Annotated in this window: 8 protein-coding genes; 7 read left to right on the top strand and 1 reads right to left on the bottom strand. The window is 42.5% G+C overall.

What is annotated here, in order from left to right:
* Positions 1 to 466: 466 nt before the first annotated feature.
* The 7 genes from G4P69_RS28365 (at position 467) to G4P69_RS28340 (ending at position 3,686) form a co-directional block, all read left to right on the top strand.
* On the top strand, positions 467 to 667 hold the full coding sequence (locus G4P69_RS28365; protein ID WP_208341803.1) for a DUF433 domain-containing protein: 201 nt from the start codon (positions 467 to 469) through the stop codon (positions 665 to 667).
* Positions 664 to 813, top strand: a complete 150-nt coding sequence (locus tag G4P69_RS28360; protein ID WP_243902398.1) for a DUF5615 family PIN-like protein — start codon at positions 664 to 666, stop codon at positions 811 to 813. The genes G4P69_RS28365 and G4P69_RS28360 overlap by 4 nt, the downstream gene beginning before the upstream one ends.
* 116 nt (positions 814 to 929) lie before the next feature.
* Positions 930 to 1,343 carry a secondary thiamine-phosphate synthase enzyme YjbQ gene (locus G4P69_RS28355; RefSeq protein ID WP_208341805.1) on the top strand — a complete coding sequence of 138 codons (414 nt, stop codon included), beginning with the start codon at positions 930 to 932 and terminating at the stop codon, positions 1,341 to 1,343.
* Positions 1,344 to 1,390: 47 nt separating this feature from the next.
* Positions 1,391 to 2,194: a Nif3-like dinuclear metal center hexameric protein gene (locus tag G4P69_RS28350; RefSeq protein ID WP_208341808.1), complete on the top strand. Its 804-nt coding sequence runs from the start codon at positions 1,391 to 1,393 to the stop codon at positions 2,192 to 2,194.
* A gap of 397 nt (positions 2,195 to 2,591) precedes the next feature.
* Complete coding sequence (locus tag G4P69_RS28345) at positions 2,592 to 2,828, top strand: hypothetical protein (RefSeq protein ID WP_208341810.1); 237 nt, start codon at positions 2,592 to 2,594, stop codon at positions 2,826 to 2,828.
* 503 nt (positions 2,829 to 3,331) lie between these two features.
* Complete coding sequence (locus G4P69_RS40075) at positions 3,332 to 3,457, top strand: hypothetical protein (protein WP_279605157.1); 126 nt, start codon at positions 3,332 to 3,334, stop codon at positions 3,455 to 3,457.
* Complete coding sequence (locus G4P69_RS28340) at positions 3,432 to 3,686, top strand: DUF6679 family protein (protein WP_243902399.1); 255 nt, start codon at positions 3,432 to 3,434, stop codon at positions 3,684 to 3,686. Before G4P69_RS40075 ends, G4P69_RS28340 begins: the two co-directional genes overlap by 26 nt.
* A 500-nt stretch (positions 3,687 to 4,186) precedes the next feature.
* Here G4P69_RS28340 and G4P69_RS28335 read toward each other — a convergent pair whose 3' ends face one another.
* Complete coding sequence (locus tag G4P69_RS28335; protein WP_208352784.1) at positions 4,187 to 5,851, bottom strand: MBL fold metallo-hydrolase; 1,665 nt, start codon at positions 5,849 to 5,851, stop codon at positions 4,187 to 4,189.
* Positions 5,852 to 6,000: the final 149 nt, after the last annotated feature.

The raw sequence follows: 6,000 nt of genomic DNA, 5'->3' as shown, positions 1-6,000 counted from the left end.
TTGTTCAATAATCGTGGTTATTAGCGCTCTTTTTGCTGTCCTACACAGAAGAGGAGTTAAGAGGAACGTAAGGCGAAAAGTATTGAAATTTCGTTGTAAATTAGACCGCTCTGTAGGGGTAGATCCAGCGAAGCTGACATAAGTGCAGGATAGTACACCCCGGAACCAGCGTGGCTTACCCTCGTAGTCCAGGTATCTTGGACAGTGTTGTTCCACAGCTAAAAGTCGTACCCATACACAGCTTGCGCTTGATTATAGTTTATATTAAAGTGACATTGCTTTTAATTAATCATGTTAGGTTTTGATCGCATTACATTTGACCCACGCATTATCGCTCTTCTATGACTCTGGCTAGAGAATAATCAAGGTGACTGGAAATCGCGTCTACACAAACAAAGTTTGCTTGGGCAGACTACCCTAAAACCAGGGTTTCAATTTAATCTGGCGAGAGTAATCAAAGAGCGTTATGGCTGGACAGGCTTGTATTCGAGCAATGCGAGTTCCAGTTTCATTGATTTTGAATTTAGTCGCCAATGGGAAAACTGTGGCTGAAATTATAGAAGATTATCCATATTTGGAACCAGAAGATATTCAGCAATCATTGATGTATGCTGCATGGTTGACACGGGAACAGATTTACCCAATAGTTGGTGAGAAGGCTGGATGAAATTCTTGGCAGATATGGGAATATCACCACGAACTGTAAATTGGCTCAAAAGTGCTAGTTATGATGCAGTGCATTTGGTTGATGAAGGACTTGAAAGGCTACCCGATGATGAAATTCTGGAAAAAGCTCGCTTGGAAGGGCGATGATACTTGTACCCTTTGTTGCTAATTTGGACGGATGTGATAGAGAGAAGATCTTAACCTGAAGTGTTTGCTAGCATAAATTGGGGATAGAAGCGCGAAAATATATCGGTTGCTAAAAGATGGCTCACTACCAAAGGCTACTTAAAATTTCCACAACTGGCAAATCTTTACAGAATATTACCTCTAAAATTGAAGCGCTAGTCGCAGAATCAAAAATTGAAACTGGGCTTTGTACGCTTTTTTTGCGCCACACTTCAGCTAGTTTACTAATTCAAGAAAATGCTGATCCAGATGTACTGAGAGATTTAGCCAATTTTATGGCAAAATTAGTGCCAGAATCAGCACAGTACATTCATGATACTGAGGGGCCTGATGATATGCCAGCACACATACGTACCGCTATTACGCACACATCAGAAAATATACCGATAAATCAGGGTCAATTGGTGCTAGGGACTTGGCAAGGGATTTATCTTTGGGAGCATAGACAGCATAATCATGTGAGAGAATTGGTTGTTCATATTTTTGGATAGGGCATGGGGCATGGGGCATAGGGGAAGAGGGCAATTTGAGGATTTTTATGAAAGTAGCGGATTTAATTGGGTGGTTTGAGGAATGGGCGAATCCGGCTTGGCAAGAAAGTTGGGATAATTGTGGGTGGCAGATTGAGCCTGGGGTGTTGGAAGAAACAGCACGAGTGTTGGTTTGTTTAACGCCAACTTTAGCGGTGATGGAAGAAGCGATCGCGCTCCGTGATTCTGGTATTCCTGTTAATTTGATTTTTGCTCACCATCCTCTGATTTTTAGTCCACCTAAGTCTATACGTACTGGTGACGCGATCGGCGATATGGTGCGCTTAGCTTTTACTCACAAAATAGGTGTTTACAGCGCTCATACTAACTTTGATCAAGTAGATGATGGCACTGCTGATGTTTTAGCCCAAATTCTACAAATGGTAGAAGTCTCTCCTATAGTACCGACTCAGTCAAATTTAGGATATGGTCGGGTTGGATCTCTCAAGCCTGCTGTAACGTTACAAGATTTATTAGCAACAATTCAAACTAGGCTGGCTCCGCCTAATCTCATTTTTTCCCCATCTGCTGATCTACAGCAAACGATTTCGCGAGTCGCTGTTTTGGGTGGTTCAGGGGCTAGCTATATTTCGGCGGTGGTAAAAACTGGTGCTCAAGCTTATTTAACTTCTGATTGTAAGTTTCATCAGTTTCAGGAAAGCCGCGATCGCGGTCTAGTTTTAATCGACGCCGGGCATTATGCTACTGAACGCCCAAGTTGCGATCGCCTAGTCCAAAAATTTCAGTCTATGAACGTAGACTGGGTACAGTTAAGTCAAAAAGACGAAGACTTCCGTCGCTTTTTGTATTAACGTATAGTTTTGTAAATTTATATATTTTGTGAGGAAAAAATATATTGGGCTAGTTTTTTTATTAGACTCCCAATAAATTTTTGACCCTGTATGAAAGCTCATTAATTTCAATGTCTTTTCAAAACTCCAGTCCAAACACTTAGAAATAGCTATTTTTTGGGTATATAAAGATTCTGTGATATTTCTGGGTATTTTTGCAAAAATAGTGTTTTCTCTATTGAAATAGTAGACTATTAAAGGGTATACAAAGTTTATGTGTACAAATTGCTTTAAGTGTGATTAAAATCACATATTTAACGCAACCGTAATCACAAGTGATTGTTGATAAAAATCAATACTCAGCAGGTCGAAAGATAATACATTCAATGGAGGAAATAGTCAACTATGCTCTAACTACATGATTCGCGCACTCGTTGAATCTGCTTTTACAACTGGATGTTTTAGTGTTGAATCAGAAGGCCTTCTGTATCAAGTGCTGGCAACCAAAAGTTATCAGTCTAAAGATTTAGTACTGCTGGCAAGTTTATATGATGCAGTTAAGGCAGGATCGATTAAACGAGAAGCACCCTCAAATTTAGTTATGGAATTTCCTCTACAAAGAATAAAGCAAGCTGATACTGCTGATACAGTGTGATGCTCGAGCTACACTCGATTCGATAGGGTACATGTGAAATCAAGCAACCACTACAAATTCCAAAGTATTAGAGCTTGTTGTTGTCGAAAATGATGAAGGTCAGCCAGAGAATAAGCTAAGATGAGGTATATAGGGGTAAAAGAAAAGCCAAGTCCTAGAATTGCCAGCAATGCTAATGACTAAAAGTAGGCAACTAAAGCAGTCAAAAATCACCTTGTTTTGGAGTCTTTTTCATTACATAATGAATGTAAGAGTCCACCAGCCGCTCTGAATGTCCTCAGGTAAAGTCTTAGATAATGTTACTCTATAGAAGTAGATATTTTCTAAATGAGCCTGGAACTAAGTAAGTGTGACTGGTGCTGTAATAAGCACAAACCGTATGACCCAATGATTTGCACACAAGTGATGACTAAGCCAAATCTCTTTTTTGGGTCAGACAAGGCGCTTTTCAAGGTACGTTCTACGAACTTTAGCAAAGTGCCATCTGCTGGGGGAAAACTCAGATGTTGACAGATTTAACGACGTTTATAAAGGTAGAAGCAGTAGATGCTACACCGCAAGATTTATCAACTGTGTTGCGATGGGCGCGAGGTGTGCGTTTTCTTGCGGGACCAGCAACGCTGGATTGAACGCGCTCGCATCATCGATATAGAGGGAGATCTAGTCACCCTACGGTATGAAACAGAAGAAGAGGACGAAATATGCTCTTGGGAAGAAATGGTTCGTCTGGAAAGCATTGGTGCTGTGACTCAAAAATTAGCTTCAGTGCCCAGGGGAAATGTTGAACCTCTCCTAACTGAAGAGTGTCCAGAAGCTGAACGCATCCGCAATCGCTTCCCTGAGTCAAATCCAGAATAAATGTTTCTGAAGAATTCAGGAGTCAGAATACAGAATTCAGTATTGAATTCTGTACGACTGTTTTTAGAGAGGCGGTAGCGACAAAGGAGCGTGAGCAGTGCAGTCTTGGGCAAACTCGTCTAAAGTACTGGCTCCTCCAGCATTCTGAGCGTCAGATAACGGCAGTTCCTACCCTATTAGAAGCTGCCATCCTGTGTCTACTAGCGAGGGAAACCTAGTACCGCTTCGCGAAAGTCAAAAGTCAAAAGTCAAAAGTCAAAAGTCAAAATTGTTATATATCAAGGCTTTTGGCTATCTGAAATGGTCTACTTATTTCTGCCGAGGTGTACTAGTCGAGCATTGCCTCGTTTAAGCCGGGAAACGAGGACGCCCTCCGGGTTCACCAGTCGCCTACGGAGGGAAACCCTCCTGCAGCGCTGGATTCACCAGATTCATACACCGGTAAACCTGGCTGCCGTACTAGCTCTCTCACGCAGTGACTTTTTCTGACTCCTGTCTTTTCATTCCCCACTACGTTCAAAGGCGGGACAATAGCCTTCAAGAGTAACCTTGAAGTTATATAAAGGTGAGGCAGGATTCCAACATCGCTGTCCTCTCTGGTGTATGCACGTGCCACAGCAATCTGCACTACTTAAAATATAGCGATCGCTACTTTGGTTAAGTAGTTCTCTTTGAGATAACCCCCGTAATACAAGTTCTTCTCCTTGCCAACGGGCTTCAATCAAACCCGTATCAGCAAATTGACGCCAACGAGGATCAGCCGTAATTGCGTCAGGCAGCGTAATTGTAACGACCGTTCCTAACTCTGTTAGCTCACCTTCATAGTTAGTTTCTGGGGCGGCAGGTTGCAAAAATGTATCACCAATAAGCAATTCAACCAACGTGCCTGCACCTGGAGAATGGACATGGTATCGGTTTTGTAGCTCTTCTAAGCCTGTGAGATCTGCTAGGTAAGTAGGAGAACCATGAACAAAAACGACGTGCTTCGGTCGCAAATTATGAATGAGCTGAGTCGTTCCTGGACCGTCGCTGTGCTGAGCAAGGAAATATGTTTCTATACTAGTGAGTTTTGAGTATTGCTTGTTAAGTTCTATGTTGGTTTTTTCGGGTAGCAGTGTCAGCCAAGGACCGGTTCTTGATTCATAGTATTTATTTAGATCAGATGTAAAGTCACTTATAACTATACATGGTGATTTGCCTACGCTAAGGCTCTGTTCAGACTGCAAACGACGTACACGGGGGCGTATTCGTTCATCCCAAAATAGGGGTTGATGGCGGGCAAAGTTTTGGACTGACGGGGGAAAGTGAGGTAGCAGTTCTAAATAAGCATCACACCCTCTAGCAACACCACCATTAACCCAAATATCTAAATCTCTTCCTGTAAAGTGGTGATGGCTGCGTAAGAGCATTAACAGTTCTTGACCTAGCCCTAAAGTCGGTGTAGGTATGAGTACCGAGCAATTTTCAGCGATCGCTCGATTAATCCTTTCTGCTAATTGATTTTCCTGGTTACGCCGGTGGGGATGACGGGATGTGCCATATGTACCTTCAATGATTAACACATCCAGTTCTAATCCCCGCAATTCATCTAAACGTAAACCCTCTACTAGTCGCGAGTTTGATAAGAAAAAGTCTCCTGTGTATAGGAGTTTATATGAGCGCTGTTGGGTTGTGTAGGTCAGCAAAATCGCCACAGAACCTGGTAAATGACCCGCCGGAAATAATTCTGCCACTAAACCTTCTTTGATCTCTACAGGCGATCGCAAAGGCAAAGCTTGACAAAATTGTGGTATTTCCTTAGGGTCTTTTTCGTCGAACCAATTTAGATAAAGTAACTTGCTTGTTACTTCACTACCATAGACAGGTAAAAGAGGAAAGTTTTGGTGAAGTGCTAGCAATCCTCTAGCATGATCGGGGTGGGCGTGACTGACTAAGACCAAATCTGCTGGTAGAGGCTGTCCTCCTCGGCGCGAAGGCTTTTTCAAACCATTTACTACCGGAGAAATATCAGTTAAGCCGCAATCCAACAAGATCCGGTATGGACCCATTCTGACCAATAAACAAACACCCTCTTGGTCGTGGTGGACTCCATAGGGCAAACATTCTAACTCACTGACAGCTTCCCCTCCATCAATACCAGAGGACACCGATAGGCGATCGCTCATGCTCTCCTTTCCTCTAACCTCCTAGTTATGGATTATTTCCCAAAAGCCACGAATTTCCGACAGGAGAATTATTTCTCACGATTAAGCCTCATTAGAGGAAAACTCCCTCCACCAGTTGTGCTTGTTTTTCTGAGGGGCTATTTAACTTA

It is taken from the genome of Aetokthonos hydrillicola CCALA 1050, assembly GCF_017591665.1.
Classification (GTDB): domain Bacteria; phylum Cyanobacteriota; class Cyanobacteriia; order Cyanobacteriales; family Nostocaceae; genus Aetokthonos; species Aetokthonos hydrillicola.
The sequence above is the reverse complement of the archived record's forward strand: the minus strand, read 5'-3'. Positions and strand labels throughout refer to the sequence as shown.

Bases quoted from the DNA above. Each gene is read 5' to 3' on its own strand.
- G4P69_RS28355 (WP_208341805.1), top strand. From the start codon at position 930: ATGGCTCACTACCAAAGGCTACTTAAAATTTCCACAACTGGCAAATCT.
- G4P69_RS28365 (WP_208341803.1), top strand. From the start codon at position 467: ATGGCTGGACAGGCTTGTATTCGAGCAATGCGAGTTCCAGTTTCATTG.
- G4P69_RS28335 (WP_208352784.1), bottom strand. From the start codon at position 5,851: ATGAGCGATCGCCTATCGGTGTCCTCTGGTATTGATGGAGGGGAAGCT.
- G4P69_RS28350 (WP_208341808.1), top strand. From the start codon at position 1,391: ATGAAAGTAGCGGATTTAATTGGGTGGTTTGAGGAATGGGCGAATCCG.
- G4P69_RS28360 (WP_243902398.1), top strand. From the start codon at position 664: ATGAAATTCTTGGCAGATATGGGAATATCACCACGAACTGTAAATTGG.
- G4P69_RS40075 (WP_279605157.1), top strand. From the start codon at position 3,332: ATGTTGACAGATTTAACGACGTTTATAAAGGTAGAAGCAGTAGATGCT.
- G4P69_RS28345 (WP_208341810.1), top strand. From the start codon at position 2,592: ATGATTCGCGCACTCGTTGAATCTGCTTTTACAACTGGATGTTTTAGT.